Below are 15,711 nucleotides of genomic sequence, written 5' to 3'. Positions count from 1 at the left end.
GGCCGTCCGTCACGCGGCCGCAATCACTTCTGCAGCAGTGCCTTCAGGCTCGCGAGCCGATCCTTCGGCGTCATCGGCGCTTCCTCCGGCGTGGGCGGCGGCGCTTCGTCGAGCCCCATCTCCGGGATGAAGCGCGACGGCTCGCACACGACCGTCTCGCGCGCCCGCTTGCGCTTCTTGCACCAGTTCAGGTGCAGGCTGCGCTGCGCGCGCGTAATCGCAACGTACATCAGCCGGCGCTCCTCCTCGATCCGCTCGCTGTCGATCGGGCCGTCGTCCTCGCTGCCGCCGCGGTGCGGCATGATGCCCTCCTCGACGCCGACCAGGAACACGTGCGGATACTCGAGCCCCTTCGACGCGTGCACGGTCGACAGCCGCACCGCATCCGGGTCCTCCTCCTTGCCTTCGAGCATCGACATCAGCGCGACGGTCTGGATCAGGCCGAGCAGGTTCTTGCCGGTATCGGCAAGCCCGTCGGCGTTGTGGAAGCCCTCCGCCTCGCCATCGACGGCCTCCGCCGCCTCGGGCTTGGTGCCCTTGCGCTTCAGCCATTCGAGGAATTCGAGCACGTTCTGCCATTTCGACTGCGCCTGCCGTTCGTCGAACGCGTCGTACAGGTAGGCCTCGTAGTGGATCGCCTCCATCATGTCGTCGAGCACGACGGTCGCGGGATCCTTGTCCGCGCGCTCGGTCAGCCGCTGGATGAAGTCGCAGAACATCCGCAGCGGCTCGACCTGGCGCGCGGACAGCCGCGCCTCGATGCCGCCCATGTACACGGCCTCGAACAACGACACCTTCGCCTGCCCCGCGAACGAGCCGAGCGCTTCCAGCGTCGTGTTGCCGATGCCGCGGCGCGGCGTCGTGATCGCGCGGATGAACGCGGGATCGTCGTCGGCGTTCGCGATCAGGCGCAGGTACGCGCACAGGTCCTTGATCTCGGCCTTGTCGAAGAACGACTGGCCGCCGGACAGCACGTACGGGATCCGCTCGCGCCGCAGCACCTGCTCGAAGATCCGCGCCTGGAAGTTGCCGCGATACAGGATCGCGTAGTCGCGGAACTGCGCGCGCCGCTCGAACTTGTGCGCGGACAGCCGGAACACGACCGATTCGGCCTCGTGCTCCTCGTCGTTGCACGGCGTGACGGTGATCGAGTCGCCCATCCCGTGCTCGGACCACAGCTTCTTCTCGAACAGCTTCGGGTTGTTCGCGATCACGTTGTTCGCGGCGGTAAGAATGCGCACCGTCGACCGGTAGTTCTGCTCGAGCTTGATCACGTGCAGCTTCTGGAAATCCTTGCCGAGCTGCGCGAGGTTCTCGAGCGTCGCGCCGCGCCAGCCGTAGATCGCCTGGTCGTCGTCGCCCACCGCGGTGAACGCCGCGCGCGGGCCGGCGAGCAGCTTCAGCAGCTCGTACTGGCACGCGTTGGTGTCCTGGTACTCGTCGATCAGCAGGTAGCGCAGCTTGTTCTGCCAGCGGTCGCGCACCTGCTCGTTGCGCGCGAACAGCTCGGCGGGCAGGCGGATCAGGTCGTCGAAGTCGACCGCCTGGTACGCGTGCAGCGTCGCGACGTAGTTGCGGTAGACGAGCGCGGCCTGGTGCTCGTCCTCGTTGGCGGCGATCGTCATCGCCTCCTCGGGCATGATGAGGCCGTTCTTCCACAGCGAGATGGTGCTCTGGATCTTGCGGATCAGGCCCTTGTCGGTCGTGCCGATCTGCTCCTGGATCATCCCGAAGCAGTCGTCCGAATCCATGATCGAGAACTGCGGCTTCAGGCCGACGTGCTCGGCCTCCTGGCGCAGGATCTGCACGCCCAGCGAGTGGAACGTGCAGACGGTGAGCTGGTTCACGGGCACCTTGCGGCCTTCCTTGCCGGGCGTCGTGAGCGTCTTGCCTTCGAGCAGCTTCGACACGCGCTCGCGCATTTCGGCGGCCGCCTTGTTGGTGAACGTGACGGCGGCGATGTGGCGCGGCTCGAAGCCCTTGGCTTCGATCAGGTGCGCGATCTTCTGCGTGATGACGCGGGTCTTGCCGCTGCCCGCGCCGGCGAGCACGAGGCAGGGACCGTCGAGATAGCGCACCGCTTCGTTCTGAGCGGGATTGAGGCCTGCGGACATGGTTGCGGATGGTGTTGCGGTTGACGGCGGGACGCCGGGAGGATGCCGCGCGCGGGGCGTCAGGTCGGGCATGCGGACGCACGGGCAGGACGCGCATGCTAACACGGCCGCGGCGGCGGATTCCGGAGCCCCGCCGGGCGGGGCTGTGCGGGCGGACGGGGCAAGCGTCCCCGTCCGTTCGGCCAATTCGGGTACGCGCGGTGGCGGTTGCGCGACAATGAGCGGCCGCGGGCCATTGCCCCCTCTATATATAGAGATATCGTCACCGGATCGACACCATGGGATACCAGTTCGCCACCGCCGCGCTCGGCCCGCTGCTGCTCGCGCAGGGACGCTACGTGCGCCGCGTCACCCCGCGCCTCGAGGAAGCGGCCGGCCCGCGCAGCGGCGTGACCGGCGACGGCCCGCCGCTGCGCCTGCTCGTGCTCGGCGATTCCGCCGCCGCGGGCGTCGGCGTGGCGACGCAGCGCGACGCGCTCTCCGGGCAGCTCTCGAACGCCCTTGCGCCGTTTCGCCGGGTGAGCTGGAAGCTGCTCGCGCGCACCGGCATGACGACGCAGGATCTCGTCGACTGGCTCGCCGCCGAGCCGGCCGACGCGTTCGACGCGGCCGTCACGTCGCTCGGCGTCAACGACGTGACGGCGGGCGTGCCGCCAGCCCGCTGGCGCGCGGCGCAGGCGACGCTCGTCGCGCTGCTCGCCACGCGCTTCGGGGTCGAGCACATGATCCTGTCCGCGGTGCCGCCGATGGAGCGCTTTCCCGCGCTGCCGCAGCCGCTGCGGTGGTATCTCGGCCTGCGCGCGAAGCGGCTCAACGCGACGCTCGCCGGCTGGGCCGCAACGCAGCCGCGCTGCACGTTCCTGCCCTGCACGGTGCCGCTCGAGCCGCACCTGATGGCCTCCGACGGCTTCCATCCGGGCGCGGCCGCGTGCGCGTCGTGGGCCGCGCAGGCGGCCGCCGCGCTGCGGCAGCGGCTGGACGGCTGAGCCGGCGCGGGCCACGCCGCGCGCCCCGACGTGCGCGAGCGCAAAAATCGCGCCGGATTCGAGACCGCCGTCGTGCCAAAATAGCCGGTCGTCATCGCGCCGTTACGGCGCGCCGTCCTCACGTTTCGCTTGTTGCCAAGGAATGCCATGTCGTCATTGCTCAGGATTGGTTTGATGGGTTTCGGTTTCGCCGGCGCAACGTTCCACGCGCCGGTGATCGCGGCGAGCGGCCGCACGCAGGTCGCCGCGATCGCCACCGGGCAGCCGGACCGCGCGCAGGCCGCGTATCCGGATGCCCGCATCGTGGCCGATCTTGACGCACTGCTGGCCCTTGACGACATCGAGTGCGTGGTGATCGCCACGCCGAACGACACGCACTTCGCGCTCGCGCGGCAGGTGCTCGACGCGGGCCGCCACGTCGTCGTCGACAAGCCGGTGACGCTGACGTCCGACGAGGCGCTCGCGCTCGCGCGGCTAGCGAACGCCCGCAGCCGCGTGTTCGCGCCGTTCCACAACCGCCGCTGGGACGGCGACTTCCTCACCGTGCGCCGCCTCGTCGAATCCGGCGAGCTCGGCCGCATCACCTGTGCGACATCGCATTTCGACCGGTTCCGGCCGCAGGTGCGCGTGCGCTGGCGCGAGGAAGCCGCGCGCGGCGGCGGCCTGCTGCTCGACCTCGGCCCGCACCTGATCGACCAGGCGCTCGCGCTGTTCGGCCTGCCCGACACGGTGAGCGCGACCGTCAAGACCCGCCGCGACAAGGGTTCGGCGCCCGACTTCGTCCACCTGCAGCTCGGCTACCCGGACAAGGACGTCGCGCTGCACGCGAGCGCGCTGTCGGCGATCGAGCCGGCGCGCTTCACGCTGCACGGCACGTGCGGGAGCTACCAGAAGTTCGGGCTCGACACGCAGGAAGACCAGCTGAAGGCCGGCCTCACGCCCGACGACGTCGAGTTCGGCGGCGGCAACCCGCCCGGCGTGCTGCGCGTGCTCGACGGCGACGTCGAAACCGAGCGCCCGGTGCCGACGCTCGACGGCCAGTACGCGGAGTTCTACCGCGCGCTCGCCGCGTCGATCCGCGAAGGCGCGCCGTTCCCGGTCACGCCGCAAGACGCGGTCGACGTGATGACGATCATCGAGCTCGCCGCGCAAAGCGAGCACGAAGGAAGGCGCCTGCCGTTCGTGCGCAAGATGGTCTGAGCGGCCCAAGCCTGAACAATCGGTTACAAATGGCGCGGGAACGAAAGTCAGCGGTGCTCCTGTCTGATGCGTTTCTCAAAAAAGTCGATCCGACACCAAACCGACACCACACCGTCAGGAGAATTTTGATGCAACGGTTGATTCGCGCGGCAGTGTGCTGCGCCCTGGTTTCCTCGCTCGCGGCATGCATCGTCGAGCCGCCGCAGCGTCGCCCGGCGCCGCCGCCGCCGCCCCGCCCCGCCCCGCAAGTCGCCCCGCAACCCAGTCCGCAGGTCGTCGGCTTCGAGCGCGCGCAGCAGATCCAGGGGCGGATCGACAACCTGCATCGCCGGATCGATTCGCGCGTCAATGGCGGCTACTATCCGCCGCCGTACGGCGCGCAGCTCCACCACCGCCTCGACGTGATCCGCCAGGAAGCGAACGACATGGCCACGCAGCACGGCGGCGGCCTGTCCGGCGACGAGCAGCGCGTGCTGAACCAGGAACTCGACACCGCGGCGCGCGCGATCGGCGAGTGACGCCGGCCGCAGCCGGACGAAAAACGCGGCGGCGCCCTGCCGCCGCTTGTCGCGAAGCGACACCGATTTGCCCAAATTGACAAGGCTTCCGGGCTCGCGTACAGTCGCCCGCACGCGTCGGGAGAGCGTGTGACCGCGTTGCTGAAACGCCGGTCGCGCCGCCGAAGGGGCACACCCGCAAACTCTCAGGCAAAAGGACCGGCCGCGTCGAAGCATCCCGCCTGCGCACGTCGCAGGCCGCGGTCTTCGCACTCTGGAGAGCGGCAGTAGCCCGCTGCGCGAATGCAGCGCGGGCAGGCTGCCCACCGAAGGGGCGCGCGTTCGTTGGGCCTGGCCCGCGGCGCAATCTCTCAGGTATCGAGGACAGAGGGGCATGTACAGCACCGCCCGCAGGCCCAAGGCCGCGGCGGTCGGCACATCGCCGTATTGTCCCGCGCGCAAGCGCCTTGCCTGAGGCCTCGATGACTGCACTGAAACATACCCCGCTCAACGCCGCGCACCGCGCGCTCAACGCCCGCATGGTCGATTTCGGCGGCTGGGACATGCCCGTCAACTACGGCTCGCAAATCGAAGAGCATCAGGCCGTGCGCACCGACGCCGGCATGTTCGACGTGTCGCACATGTGCGTCGTCGATTTCACCGGCAGCCGCGTGCGCGCGTTCTTCGAGCATGCGGTCGCGAACAACGTCGGCAAGCTCAAGACGCCCGGCAAGGCGCTCTACTCGTGCCTGCTCAATCCGCAGGGCGGCGTCATCGACGACCTGATCGTCTATTACTTCACCGAGGAATTCTTCCGCGTCGTCGTCAATGCCGGCACCGCCGAGAAGGACATCGCGTGGTTCAACCAGCTCAACGAGCAAGGCGGCTACGGCGTCACGATCGCGCCGCGCCGCGATTTCGCGATCGTCGCCGTGCAGGGCCCGAACGCCCGTGAAAAAGCCTGGACGACGATCCCCGCCGCGCGCGCCGCGACGAGCGAGCTCAAGCCGTTCAACGCCGCGCAGGTCGCGGGCACGCCGTTCGGCGACCTCACCGTCGCGCGCACCGGCTACACCGGCGAAGACGGTTTCGAGGTGATCGTTCCGGCCGTCCATGTCGAAGCACTGTGGAACGCGCTGCAGCAAAACGGCGTGCGCCCGTGCGGGCTCGGCGCGCGCGACACGCTGCGCCTCGAGGCCGGCATGAACCTGTACGGCCAGGACATGGATGAAACCGTTTCCCCGCTCGACGCGGGCCTCGCGTGGACGGTCGACCTGTCGGCGCCGCGCGCGTTCGTCGGCCGCGACGCGCTGGAGCGCGACGGCACCCGCGCCGCGTTCGTCGGCCTGATCCTGCAGAAGGAGAACGGCAAGGCGGGCGGCGTGCTGCGCGCGCACCAGAAGGTCGTCACGCCGCACGGCGAAGGCGAGATCACGAGCGGCACGTTCTCGCCGTCGATGCAGGAGTCGATCGCCTTTGCGCGCGTGCCCGCGGCCGTGCAGATCGGCGACACCGTGCAGGTGCAGATTCGCGACAAGCAACTTCCCGCGCGCGTGGTAAAACTGCCGTTCGTGCGCAACGGCAAGGTCCTCGCTGCGTAACGACCCGGAGGGCCGGGCGGCATGGCGCCCGGCGAAACGACACCCGGCGCGTCCGCGCGGCGCGCCCGAACGAAGAATCACACCCTTTCTATTCAGGAGCATCCGATGAGCAACGTCCCGGCCGATCTGAAGTACACCGACGAACACGAATGGATCCGCACCGAAGCGGACGGCACGCTGACGATCGGCATCACCGATCACGCGCAGAACACGCTCGGCGACATCGTCTTCCTCGAACTGCCGCCGGTCGGCAAGCAGGTGAAGGCAGGCGACGCGGTCGGCGTCGTCGAGTCGGTGAAAGCCGCGTCGGACATCTACTCGCCCGTGTCGGGCGAAGTGGTCGCCATCAACGCGGACGCCGCCGACGCGCCGGAAGAAGTGAACAGCGACGCATACGGCGTGTGGCTCTTCAAGATCAAGCTCGCCGACGGCGCATCGACCGACAACCTGCTCGACGCAGCCGCCTACGCGAAGCTGGTCGGCTAACCCAACTACTCACGAATCGCGCGGCGCGCCGGCCCGGCAGGACGGGCCGCGCCCCGCGACCGCAGGATTGCCATGAAGCTCGAACACCCGGACCGCCTGATGAACCGCACGCCCCTCTCGCTCGCCGCGCTCGAAACGCACGACGCGTTCGCCGAACGCCATATCGGCCCCGACGCCGCCAGCCAGCAGGCGATGCTCGACACGCTCGGCTTCGCGACGCGCGCCGCCCTGATCGACGCCGTGATCCCCGCATCGATCCGCCGCGCCGAAACGCTGCCGCTCGGCCCGTTCGCGCAACCGAAGAGCGAAGCCGAAGCGCTCGCCGCGCTGCGCGCGCTCGCAGACAAGAACCAGGTGTTCCGCTCGTACATCGGCCAGGGCTACTACGACACGCACACCCCGGCGGTGATCCTGCGCAACGTGCTCGAAAACCCGGCGTGGTACACCGCGTACACGCCGTACCAGCCTGAAATCTCCCAGGGCCGCCTCGAGGCGCTCCTGAACTACCAGCAGATGGTCGCCGACCTCACGGGCCTCGCGATCTCGAACGCGTCGCTGCTCGACGAGGCGACCGCCGCGGCCGAGGCGATGACGCTGCTGCAGCGCGTCGGCAAGCCGCAATCGAACGTGTTCTACGTCGCCGACGACGTGCTGCCGCAGACGCTCGAAGTGATCCGCACCCGCGCGCTGCCGGTCGGCATCGAGGTCAAGACCGGCCCCGCCGCCGACGCCGCGCAGTCGAACGCGTTCGGCGTGCTGCTGCAATATCCGGGCGTAAACGGCGACGTGCGCGACTACCGCGCACTCACCGAAGCCATCCACGCAGCCGGCGGCCACGTGGTCGTCGCGGCTGACCTGCTCGCGCTCACCGTGCTGACGCCGCCCGGCGACTGGGGTGCGGACGTCGCGGTCGGCAACTCGCAGCGCTTCGGCGTGCCGATGGGCTTCGGCGGCCCGCACGCCGCCTACATGGCCGTGCGCGACGAATTCAAGCGCCAGATGCCGGGCCGTCTCGTCGGCGTGACCGTCGACGCGCAGGGCAAGCCCGCGCTGCGTCTCGCGCTGCAGACGCGCGAACAGCACATCCGCCGCGAGAAGGCGACGTCGAACGTGTGCACCGCGCAGGCGCTGCTCGCGATCATGGCGAGCATGTACGCGGTCTACCACGGCCCGCACGGCCTGAAGACGATCGCGCTGCGCGTGAACCGCATCGCGGCGCTCGTCGCCGCCGGCGTGAAGCAGCTCGGCTTCGCGACCGTCAACGACACGTTCTTCGACACGCTGACGATCGACACCGGCGCGCGCACCGCGCAGCTCCACGAACTCGCAGCCGCGCAACGCATCAACCTGCGCCGCGTGAGCGCCACGCAGGTCGGCATCTCGGTCGACGAGACGACGACGCGCGGCGACCTCGCCACCCTGCTCGCGATCTTCGCGCAAGCCGCGGGCGGCACCGCGCCCGACGTCGACGCGCTCGACGCGGGCCTGCCCGGCACCGCCGCGCTGCCGGCCGGCCTCGAACGCACGAGCGCGTACCTGACGCACCACGTGTTCAACCGCCACCATTCGGAAACGGAAATGCTGCGCTACCTGCGCAGCCTGTCGGACAAGGACCTCGCGCTCGACCGCTCGATGATCCCGCTCGGCTCGTGCACGATGAAGCTGAACGCGACGTCGGAGATGCTGCCCGTCACGTGGCCCGAATTCGGCCAGATCCACCCGTTCGCGCCGGCCGGGCAGACCGTCGGCTACCGCGAGATGATCGACCAGCTCGAGCAGATGCTCGTCGCGGCAACCGGCTACGCGGCCGTGTCGCTGCAGCCGAACGCGGGCTCGCAGGGCGAGTACGCGGGCCTGCTGATCATCCACGCGTACCACGCGTCGCGCGGCGAAAGCCACCGCGACGTCTGCCTGATCCCGGCGTCCGCGCACGGCACGAACCCCGCGTCCGCGCACATGGCCGGCATGAAGGTCGTGGTGGTCGCGTGCGACGCGCAGGGCAACGTCGACATCGACGACCTGAAGGCGAAGGCCGACGAGCATGCGAAGGACCTCGCGGCGATCATGATCACGTATCCGTCGACGCACGGCGTGTTCGAGCAGAACGTGCGCGAGATCTGCGAGATCGTGCATGCGCACGGCGGCCAGGTGTACGTCGACGGCGCGAACATGAACGCGATGGTCGGCCTGACCGCGCCGGGCCAGTTCGGCGGCGACGTATCGCACCTGAACCTGCACAAGACCTTCTGCATCCCGCACGGCGGCGGCGGCCCGGGCGTCGGCCCGGTCGCGGTCGGCGCGCACCTCGCGAAGTTCCTGCCGAACCAGCGCTCGACCGGCTACGCGCGGGGCGAGGAAGGCATCGGCGCGGTGTCGGCGGCGCCGTACGGCTCGGCGTCGATCCTGCCGATCTCGTGGATGTACATCGCGATGATGGGCGCGAAAAACCTGACCGCCGCGACGGAAACCGCGATCCTCAACGCGAACTACATCGCGAAGCGCCTCGCGCCGCATTACCCGGTGCTGTACTCGGGCCCGGGCGGGCTGGTCGCGCACGAGTGCATTCTCGACCTGCGTCCGATCAAGGACTCGAGCGGCATCACCGTCGACGACGTCGCGAAGCGCCTGATGGACTACGGCTTCCACGCGCCGACGATGAGCTTCCCGGTGCCGGGCACGCTGATGGTCGAGCCGACCGAATCCGAATCGCAGGAGGAGCTCGACCGCTTCATCGCCGCGATGATCGCGATCCGCGAGGAAATCCGCGCGGTCGAGGAAGGCCGCGCCGATCGCGAGGACAACCCGCTGCGCCACGCGCCGCACACGGCCGCCGTCGTCACCGCGAACGAATGGCCGCACGCGTACTCGCGCGAGCAGGCCGCGTATCCGGTCGCGTCGCTCGGCACGAACAAGTACTGGCCGCCCGTCGGCCGCGCGGACAACGCCTATGGCGACCGCAACCTGTTCTGCGCGTGCGTGCCGATGTCGGAATACGCGTAACGCGCGCGTCTTTCCCGGTTCGTCCGATGCCGCGCCGCACGCAATCTTCCGGGTTGCGTGCGGTTTTTGCGTGGGGCGCCAATCCGCCTCACGTTCGTCCGCCAATCCGGCTAACATCACACGCGATCCAGCCAATGAAGGAGTTCCGCATGGTGCGTCCGATGTTTCCGGACCGCGACGCGCGGCGCGTGCGCGCCCGCCGGTTCGTGCCGACGCTCGTCGCGTCGCTGTCGCTCGCCGCCGCCGGTCTCGGCGCGTCGGGCGCGGCGCGCGCGGCGATGAATTTCTGCGCGGCGCCCGCGCTGCAGTCGAGCGAGACGACCCAGGCCGAGCCGGGCGTGCAGGCGCTGATCCGCGGCGTCGACGCGCATCTCGGCGAGCAGCCGAAGGCGCTGCCGCGCGTGCACACCGAAGGCACGCTGCCGCACGAAGGGCTCTACGACCAGAGCGTCGCCGCGATGAAGGACATGGACCTGATGCGCGACGCCGCGCTCGCGTGGCGCGTGACCAACGATCCGCGCTACCTGCAGTTCGTCGACCGCTTCCTGTCCGCGTGGGTCGCCACCTACCAGCCGAGCTTCAACCCGATCGACGAGACCCGCTTCGACAGCCTGATCCTTGCGTACGACATGACCGCGAGCGCGCTGCCGGTGAAGACCCGCAACGCCGCGTCGGCGTTCATCGCGAAGCTCGGCGCCGGCTACGTCGCGCAGATCGACGCGCAGAAGCGCCCGCTCGCCGGCACCTGGCGCAACAACTGGCAGAGCCACCGGATCAAGCTGATCGCGCTGTCCGCGTTCACGCTCGGCGACCGCAAGATGATGAACGCCGCGCAGCGCCTGTTCGTCGAGCATCTCGCCGACAACATCGCCGCGGACGGCACGACCTACGACTTCACGGAGCGCGATGCGCTGCACTACGCGGTGTACGACCTGCAGCCGCTCGTGACCGCCGCGCTCGCCGCGCGCCGCTTCAACCGCAACTGGCTGCGCGAAAAGGGCGCGAACGGCGCGACGCTCGCGGCCGCGCTCGACTGGCTCGTGCCGTACGCGCGCGGCGAGAAAACGCATGACGAATTCGTGCATTCGCCGGTCGCGTTCGACGCGAAGCGGCGCGAAGCCGGCCTTCCCGGCTACACGGGGCAGTGGGACCCGAAAAACGCCACCGAGCTCTTTCATCTGGCCGCGCGGCTCGACGGGCGCTACGCCCGCGTCGCGCAGCAGCTATCCCCGACGCCGCCCGCATGGCTAGCCGCGTGCTTGCCGCTGCAGGCGCGCTAGACTACTTACAGCAACACAGGAAACAAAATGGCAGTCAGCGTGTTTGACCTCTTCAAGATCGGCATCGGCCCGTCCAGCTCGCACACGGTCGGCCCGATGCGCGCCGCGCTGATGTTCGTCCAGGGCCTCGAGCGCGACGGGCAGCTCGACGCGACCGCCAACGTGAAGGTCGAGCTGTACGGCTCGCTCGGCGCGACCGGCAAGGGCCACGGCACCGACCGCGGCGTGATGCTCGGCCTGCTCGGCGACGCGCCCGACACCGTCGATCCCGAAACGATCGCCGCCCGGCTCGAAGCCGTGCGCACGTCGAAGACGCTCGCGCTGCTCGGCAAGCACCCGATTCCGTTCGTCCTGAAGGAGCACATCGCGTTCTACCGCCAGGCGCTGCCCGAGCATCCGAACGGGATGAAGCTGCGCGCGACCGACGCGAGTGGCGCGGTGCTGGTCGAGCGCACCTACCTGTCGGTCGGCGGCGGCTTCGTCGTGACGGCCGGCGCGCCGAACACCAAGGTGCTGAGCGCCGCCGAGCAGATGACGCACCCGTTCACCAACGCGGCGGAACTGCTCGCGCTGACCGAGTCGACCGGCAAGTCGATCGCGCAGCTGATGTGGGATAACGAGCGCGCGTGGCACACCGAGGAAGAAACCCGCGACGGCCTGCTGAAGATCTGGAGCGTGATGCAGTCGTGCGTGTCGCGCGGCTGCGGGATCGGCAACCCGGACGCGGACGGCAACCTGCCCGGCCCGTTCCAGGTCAAGCGCCGCGCGCCGCAGCTCTATCGCACGCTGACGGGCAGCCCGGAGCGCGCGCTGCAGGACCCGCTGTCGATGATCGACTGGATCAACCTGTACGCGATCGCGGTCAACGAGGAAAACGCGGCCGGCGGGCGCGTCGTCACCGCGCCGACCAACGGCGCGGCCGGCATCATCCCCGCGGTGCTGCATTACTACACGCGCTTCACGCCGGGCGCGAACGAGCAGGGCGTGATCGACTTCCTGCTGACGGCCGCCGCGATCGGCATCCTGTACAAGCTGAACGCGTCGATCTCCGGCGCGGAAGTCGGCTGCCAGGGTGAAGTCGGGGTCGCGTGCTCGATGGCGGCGGGCGCGCTCGCCGCGGTGCTCGGCGGCACGCCGCGACAGGTCGAGAACGCAGCCGAGATCGGAATGGAGCACAACCTCGGCCTCACCTGCGACCCGGTCGGCGGGATGGTGCAGATTCCGTGCATCGAGCGCAACGCGATGGCGTCGGTGAAGGCGGTCAACGCGGCGCGCATGGCGCTGCGCGGCGACGGCACGCACTACGTGTCGCTCGATTCGGTGATCAAGACGATGCGCGAAACCGGCGCGGACATGAAGACGAAGTACAAGGAAACGTCGCGCGGCGGGCTGGCGGTGAATATCGTCGAGTGCTGATGGTGGGGTGCGAGAGCCGTTTCCACTGAAGGCGGAAACGGCTCCTAATCGTTCAGCCAGTTCTCCAGCCTCACAGCGGGATAGCCGGCAAAGTCCCGCTCGTTGTTGGTCACGAGTACAACGTCAAGCGAAATCGCATGCGCAGCGATCAGCTTGTCCAGATGGCCTTTCTTGCGCTCCCGCGTTGCCTCCCGGACCGGCCCGTAGGCCCGCGCCGCCGCCACACCGAACGGGGCGACGGGAATGTCCTCGATCAACGCCGCGAGATTTCGGCGCTCGCGATCGGGATTCGCGCAGACCGTGACGCCATATTCGAGTTCGGCATAGGTGATCGCCGACATCACCACGTCACCGACGTAGTACCGCGCAAAGCGTTTCGCGACCTGCTCCGGCTGGTTCTTCATCAGGTAGATGCACATGTTGGTATCGAGCATGTAACGCGGCATCACAGACCCTCGCGTTCGGCCTGCTCGTGCTCGCCACGTCCGTCGGACATGAAATCCGGCCCGAATTTCGCGAACTTCTCGAGCACGCCAGCCAACGGCCGCCGAGCAGGTCGAATGCGAATTTCATCGCCCACTCGCTCGATTTCGAGTTCGATGTCGCTGCGCTCGAAAGCGAGGTCCGCAGGAATACGCACTGCTTGGGAGTTGCCGTTCCTGAATACTCGGGTGGTATGCATGGTTACCTCCAAATACGGATGTACGATGGATGTACATTAGTCCACCTCCGGCAAAATGTAAATCCATGTGTGTACATTGACCTACGCCAATTGCCACATCGGAAAAGATGCATCCCTGACAGCTCGGGAGTGCGTCGCCGTGGCGGCATTGGCTTCGGGGGCGCCTCGCCCTCCCCCCGAGCACACATCGACGGCTCCGGTTGGCATCATTCATTCAAGCCCCGGCCTTTTTCGCTACGGCCACTGCTGCCCGGCATGCAGCACGCGCAGAGTTTCGATCACACCCTCGGCTTTCCGGATCCGATACGCGAGCGCGTCGTTCGGCGCGATCACCCTCTCGCGCGTGCCTTGCACGCGCCCCGGCCGATACAGCTCGACATGCGCCGGCAACGCGTCGGCCATTTCATCGATCAGTTCGTCCAGCTCCAGCGCGGCCACGGGGTTGTCCTGGCCGATGAAGTCCATGATGGCGGCACGATCCTCGCATGCGTTCGGATTCCAGTGCAGTGCAAGAATGAGCGACCATCTTATTGTTACTTGGCGGCGTAACTTCAGCGATCCGGGTCGGGATTCGACTCGGCACCCGTTGCGGTACTTTTCACCGGTTGGCGGACGCGCACAAGCTGGCCGTCCGGCCAGCCGTTGATCTTTCCCCCCCATCCGCGTTCCGGCACTTTTCACCCGCCCCCGAACCGGCGTAAGCTGTACGTCCCGCTACCCAGGGAGACGGCATCCCATGTCGCATTCCGAGGATCTCGAGCCGCGCGGCGTCAACGGCGCGCGCCTGCTCGTCGATGCGTTGCTCGCCAATCACGTCGAACGCGCGTTCTGCGTGCCGGGCGAGAGCTTTCTGGCCGTGCTCGATGCGCTCGCGGACCACACCGCGCGCCTCCAGACGGTCGTCTGCCGCCACGAGGCGGCCGCCGCGAACATGGCGGAGGCGGTCGGCAAGCTGACCGGCCGCCCCGGCGTCGCGTTCGTCACGCGCGGGCCCGGCGCGACGCACGCGTCGATCGGCGTGCACACCGCGTTCCAGGATTCGACGCCGATGATCCTGTTCATCGGCCAGTGCGCGCGCGAACACCTCGACCGCGAGGCGTTCCAGGAAATCGACTACCGTCGCATGTTCGGCCAGATGGCGAAATGGGTCGCGCAGATCGACGACCCGCGCCGCATCCCCGAATACCTGAGCCACGCGTTCCACGTCGCGATGTCGGGCCGGCCGGGCCCGGTCGTGCTCGCGCTGCCGGAGGACGTGCTGTCCGAGCCGTGCGCTTCGCAGCCGGTCGCGCCGCCCGCGAAGCGCGTCGCGGCCGCGCCGTCCGCCGCGCAGATGGACGAGCTGCGCGAGCGGCTCGCGCGCGCCGAGCGGCCGCTGGTCGTCGTCGGCGGCAGCGGCTGGACGATCGACGCGTGCGCGAACCTGCGCACCTTCGTCGAGCGCTGGCAGCTGCCGGTCGCGTGCGCGTTCCGCTATCAGGACACCTTCGACAACGCGCATCCGAACTACGCGGGCGACGTCGGGCTCGGCATCAATCCCGCGCTCGCGCGGCGCATCCGCGAGGCGGACCTGCTGTTCGCGCTCGGGCCGCGCCTCGGTGAAGCGACGACCGGCGGCTACACGCTGCTCGACATCCCGAAGACCCGCCAGACGCTGATCCACGTCCACCAGGGCGCGGACGAGCTCGGCCGGGTCTACGCGACCGACCTGCCGATCGTGTCCGGCATGCCGGAGATCGCCGCGCCGCTCGCCGCGCTCGACCCGCCGGCCGCGCCCGCGTGGGCCGGCAGCGCCGCCGACGCGCACCGCGCGTATCTCGACTGGCACGCGCCGCTGCCGATGCCCGGCGACGTCCAGCTCGGCGACGTGATGGTGCAGTTGCGCGAGCGCCTGCCGCACGACGCGATCCTGACCAACGGCGCGGGCAACTACGCGATCTGGCTGCACCGGCATTTCGCGTACCGCCATTTCCGCTCGCAGGTCGCGCCGACCAGCGGCGCGATGGGCTACGGCGTGCCCGCCGCGCTCGCCGCGAAGTCGCTGTATCCGGACCGGCAGGTCGTCGCGCTGGCTGGCGACGGCTGCTTCATGATGGCCGGCAGCGAGCTGGCGACCGCGATGCAGTACGGGTTGAACATCGTCGTGATCGTCGTCAACAACAGTCATTTCGGCACGATCCGCATGCATCAGGAGCGCAACTATCCGGGGCGCGTGCACGGCACCGGGCTCACGAACCCGGATTTCGCCGCGTATGCGCGTGCGTTCGGCGCGCACGGCGAGACGGTCGAGCGCACCGCCGAATTCGCGCCCGCGCTCGAGCGCGCACTCACCTGCGGCCTGCCCGCGTTGATCGAGATCCGCGTGCCGCAGGAAGCCTGCACGCCGGCGGCGACCCTCGCGCAGATCCGGGAGCAGGGGCGTCGCGCGCGCGGCGCATGACGTTGGACC

At 69.0% G+C, this 15,711-nt stretch carries 13 protein-coding genes and 2 riboswitches; of the genes, 9 read left to right on the top strand and 4 right to left on the bottom strand.

Annotation, left to right across the window (positions count from 1 at the left end; genetic code table 11):
- Positions 1-23 precede the first annotated feature (23 nt).
- A complete protein-coding gene (locus ACFIMZ_RS00825) occupies positions 24-2,114 on the bottom strand; it encodes a UvrD-helicase domain-containing protein (protein WP_431820995.1) in 2,091 nt (696 codons plus the stop codon).
- Positions 2,115-2,392: 278 nt separating this feature from the next.
- Between ACFIMZ_RS00825 and ACFIMZ_RS00820 the strand changes: the two genes are divergently transcribed.
- The 8 genes from ACFIMZ_RS00820 to ACFIMZ_RS00785 all read left to right on the top strand — a co-directional run bounded on the left by ACFIMZ_RS00820 (position 2,393) and on the right by ACFIMZ_RS00785 (position 12,580).
- A complete protein-coding gene (locus ACFIMZ_RS00820) occupies positions 2,393-3,100 on the top strand; it encodes an SGNH/GDSL hydrolase family protein (protein WP_431820994.1) in 708 nt (235 codons plus the stop codon).
- 147 nt (positions 3,101-3,247) lie between these two features.
- On the top strand, positions 3,248-4,300 hold the full coding sequence (locus ACFIMZ_RS00815) for an oxidoreductase (RefSeq protein WP_431820993.1): 1,053 nt from the start codon (positions 3,248-3,250) through the stop codon (positions 4,298-4,300).
- Positions 4,301-4,428: 128 nt separating this feature from the next.
- Positions 4,429-4,818, top strand: coding sequence for a hypothetical protein (locus ACFIMZ_RS00810; RefSeq protein WP_431820992.1), 390 nt, complete (start codon positions 4,429-4,431; stop codon positions 4,816-4,818).
- A gap of 108 nt (positions 4,819-4,926) precedes the next feature.
- Positions 4,927-5,029, top strand: a riboswitch (glycine riboswitch).
- Between the two features lie 32 nt (positions 5,030-5,061).
- Positions 5,062-5,195, top strand: a riboswitch (glycine riboswitch).
- An 84-nt stretch (positions 5,196-5,279) separates the two neighbouring features.
- Positions 5,280-6,398 (top strand): glycine cleavage system aminomethyltransferase GcvT, encoded by a 1,119-nt coding sequence (gene gcvT, locus ACFIMZ_RS00805; RefSeq protein ID WP_431820991.1) that lies wholly within the window; start codon positions 5,280-5,282, stop codon positions 6,396-6,398.
- A gap of 105 nt (positions 6,399-6,503) precedes the next feature.
- Entirely contained in the window at positions 6,504-6,884 is a 381-nt protein-coding gene (gene gcvH, locus ACFIMZ_RS00800) for a glycine cleavage system protein GcvH (protein WP_431820990.1), read from the top strand.
- Positions 6,885-6,956: 72 nt separating this feature from the next.
- A complete protein-coding gene (gcvP, locus tag ACFIMZ_RS00795) occupies positions 6,957-9,884 on the top strand; it encodes an aminomethyl-transferring glycine dehydrogenase (RefSeq protein ID WP_431820989.1) in 2,928 nt (975 codons plus the stop codon).
- Positions 9,885-10,033: 149 nt separating this feature from the next.
- Positions 10,034-11,164 (top strand): alginate lyase family protein, encoded by a 1,131-nt coding sequence (locus tag ACFIMZ_RS00790; RefSeq protein ID WP_431820988.1) that lies wholly within the window; start codon positions 10,034-10,036, stop codon positions 11,162-11,164.
- 27 nt (positions 11,165-11,191) lie between these two features.
- Positions 11,192-12,580 carry an L-serine ammonia-lyase gene (locus ACFIMZ_RS00785; protein WP_431820987.1) on the top strand — a complete coding sequence of 463 codons (1,389 nt, stop codon included), beginning with the start codon at positions 11,192-11,194 and terminating at the stop codon, positions 12,578-12,580.
- Between the two features lie 44 nt (positions 12,581-12,624).
- Here ACFIMZ_RS00785 and ACFIMZ_RS00780 read toward each other — a convergent pair whose 3' ends face one another.
- The 3 genes from ACFIMZ_RS00780 to ACFIMZ_RS00770 form a co-directional block, all read right to left on the bottom strand.
- Positions 12,625-13,026, bottom strand: a complete 402-nt coding sequence (locus ACFIMZ_RS00780; RefSeq protein ID WP_431820986.1) for a type II toxin-antitoxin system VapC family toxin — start codon at positions 13,024-13,026, stop codon at positions 12,625-12,627.
- A complete protein-coding gene (gene vapB / locus ACFIMZ_RS00775; RefSeq protein ID WP_431820985.1) occupies positions 13,026-13,262 on the bottom strand; it encodes a type II toxin-antitoxin system VapB family antitoxin in 237 nt (78 codons plus the stop codon). Before vapB ends, ACFIMZ_RS00780 begins: the two co-directional genes overlap by 1 nt.
- 234 nt (positions 13,263-13,496) lie before the next feature.
- Complete coding sequence (locus ACFIMZ_RS00770) at positions 13,497-13,727, bottom strand: type II toxin-antitoxin system RelE/ParE family toxin (protein ID WP_431820984.1); 231 nt, start codon at positions 13,725-13,727, stop codon at positions 13,497-13,499.
- Positions 13,728-13,998: 271 nt separating this feature from the next.
- Between ACFIMZ_RS00770 and ACFIMZ_RS00765 the strand changes: the two genes are divergently transcribed.
- Positions 13,999-15,702 carry a thiamine pyrophosphate-binding protein gene (locus ACFIMZ_RS00765; protein WP_431820983.1) on the top strand — a complete coding sequence of 568 codons (1,704 nt, stop codon included), beginning with the start codon at positions 13,999-14,001 and terminating at the stop codon, positions 15,700-15,702.
- Positions 15,703-15,711 lie beyond the last annotated feature (9 nt).

Origin of the sequence: Burkholderia sp. F1 (assembly GCF_050813845.1) — a bacterium.
Lineage (GTDB): Bacteria > Pseudomonadota > Gammaproteobacteria > Burkholderiales > Burkholderiaceae > Burkholderia > Burkholderia ubonensis.
The sequence above is the reverse complement of the archived record's forward strand: the minus strand, read 5'-3'. Positions and strand labels throughout refer to the sequence as shown.

Coding starts and splice junctions, on each gene's coding strand:
- ACFIMZ_RS00825 (WP_431820995.1), bottom strand. CDS start 2,114: ATGTCCGCAGGCCTCAATCCCGCTCAGAACGAAGCGGTGCGCTATCTC.
- ACFIMZ_RS00820 (WP_431820994.1), top strand. CDS start 2,393: ATGGGATACCAGTTCGCCACCGCCGCGCTCGGCCCGCTGCTGCTCGCG.
- ACFIMZ_RS00815 (WP_431820993.1), top strand. CDS start 3,248: ATGTCGTCATTGCTCAGGATTGGTTTGATGGGTTTCGGTTTCGCCGGC.
- ACFIMZ_RS00810 (WP_431820992.1), top strand. CDS start 4,429: ATGCAACGGTTGATTCGCGCGGCAGTGTGCTGCGCCCTGGTTTCCTCG.
- gcvT (WP_431820991.1), top strand. CDS start 5,280: ATGACTGCACTGAAACATACCCCGCTCAACGCCGCGCACCGCGCGCTC.
- gcvH (WP_431820990.1), top strand. CDS start 6,504: ATGAGCAACGTCCCGGCCGATCTGAAGTACACCGACGAACACGAATGG.
- gcvP (WP_431820989.1), top strand. CDS start 6,957: ATGAAGCTCGAACACCCGGACCGCCTGATGAACCGCACGCCCCTCTCG.
- ACFIMZ_RS00790 (WP_431820988.1), top strand. CDS start 10,034: ATGGTGCGTCCGATGTTTCCGGACCGCGACGCGCGGCGCGTGCGCGCC.
- ACFIMZ_RS00785 (WP_431820987.1), top strand. CDS start 11,192: ATGGCAGTCAGCGTGTTTGACCTCTTCAAGATCGGCATCGGCCCGTCC.
- ACFIMZ_RS00780 (WP_431820986.1), bottom strand. CDS start 13,026: ATGCCGCGTTACATGCTCGATACCAACATGTGCATCTACCTGATGAAG.
- vapB (WP_431820985.1), bottom strand. CDS start 13,262: ATGCATACCACCCGAGTATTCAGGAACGGCAACTCCCAAGCAGTGCGT.
- ACFIMZ_RS00770 (WP_431820984.1), bottom strand. CDS start 13,727: ATGGACTTCATCGGCCAGGACAACCCCGTGGCCGCGCTGGAGCTGGAC.
- ACFIMZ_RS00765 (WP_431820983.1), top strand. CDS start 13,999: ATGTCGCATTCCGAGGATCTCGAGCCGCGCGGCGTCAACGGCGCGCGC.